Genomic DNA, 230 nt, shown 5'->3' with positions numbered 1-230 from the left:
GCCAATCACCACCACGCTGGACATAATAAACAGCAGTCCCAACAGCGTGGCGCCTACCTTCAGCCAGTTACGAAAATCCACCCGACAAACGCCTAACGTTGCCATCAGTGATGCCGACGTAGGATAGATAATATGACTGAATCCGTCACCAAACTGGAATGCCAGAACGGTGACCTGACGGTTGACGCCAACCAGATCGCCCAACGGTGCCAGTAGCGGCATGGTCAACG

Annotated in this window: 1 pseudogene; it reads right to left on the bottom strand. The window is 53.9% G+C overall.

Features of this window, described 5'->3' with window-relative positions:
* Positions 1–230, bottom strand: a pseudogene (locus tag FDX22_RS00675) (basic amino acid antiporter); the annotation flags it as partial.

Source organism: Citrobacter sp. TBCS-14, assembly GCF_005280805.1.
GTDB lineage: Bacteria > Pseudomonadota > Gammaproteobacteria > Enterobacterales > Enterobacteriaceae > Citrobacter > Citrobacter gillenii.
Note: the sequence above shows the minus strand (reverse complement) of the source record. Positions and strands in the feature narration are given on the sequence as shown.